This is a genomic window from Alicyclobacillus fodiniaquatilis (assembly GCF_042678105.1).
GTDB classification, from domain to species: Bacteria; Bacillota; Bacilli; order Alicyclobacillales; family Alicyclobacillaceae; genus Alicyclobacillus; species Alicyclobacillus fodiniaquatilis.
This window is the reverse complement of the sequence record NZ_JBHUCX010000057.1, coordinates 1-924: the sequence shown is the minus strand read 5'-3', so window position 1 is coordinate 924 and position 924 is coordinate 1. Positions and strand designations below refer to the sequence as shown.

1 protein-coding gene is annotated in these 924 nt (G+C 41.0%); it reads right to left on the bottom strand.

The features are described 5' to 3' along the window. Window positions 1-910, bottom strand: a 910-nt coding sequence (locus ACFSB2_RS16860; RefSeq protein ID WP_377944271.1) for an AMP-binding protein, incomplete at its 3' end; no start/stop codon positions are given. Window positions 911-924 lie beyond the last annotated feature (14 nt).

Genomic DNA, 924 nt, shown 5'->3' with positions numbered 1-924 from the left:
GATTCTCTACAAACTTCTCCGCCGTCAGTTCAGGTTGATTCAGATAACCACGGGCAAGTCCTGCTCCACTGACACATAATTCCCCTAGTACCCCGATTGGTTGTGCAGTTCCCATATCATTAACGATGTACACACAAGTCCCTGGGATCGGACATCCAATAGAAACCAGTGCACCGAAACATACATTTCGGCAAATTGTTGATAAAACACTACTCTCCGTTGGACCATATTCGTTCACAAGTTCAACCGCTGGATACATCAATTTACTCTGTGTTACTAATGCATTTGTTAAGCGTTCCCCTCCCATAATCACAACACGTAAATTTTCCGCACCAAAAGCATAACCATAAGCCCTATTCAAATCCAAAAACATACTGTACAAACTTGGTACGCAACAAAAATGAGTAACTTTTCTTTCTACTATTGCTTTACAAACTGTATCAAGATTTCTCATATCATCATCTGGCAACAGTAAAATTGTTGCTCCTGCTAATAAAGCGGAAAATGTGTACAGTACAGATGGATCAAACACAAATCCTTGCATGAATAAAATGACATCACCAGTCTCAAGAGCGTATTCATCTTTATGCCACTGCAAGTTGTGTGCAATATTGCAGTGTTCAATCATAACGCCTTTAGGTTGCCCTGTGGTCCCAGATGTATAGATAACATAAGCCAGATTTTGAGATTCATTTAATTTCCCCAAATTACCGAAATCATACATACAGAACGACTCGTCGAGGTGACAAATTCGAGTTGAAAAATGGAAATCATCACATATCGTTGAGGGAGTAAGCACCCACTTTACATTGCCGTCCTCCAACATATATCGAATACGCTCTTCGGGATAGCTCGGGTCAATTGGCAGGTAAGCACCTCCGGCTTTCAATATCCCTAATATCCCGATCATCATCTCTGGAGATC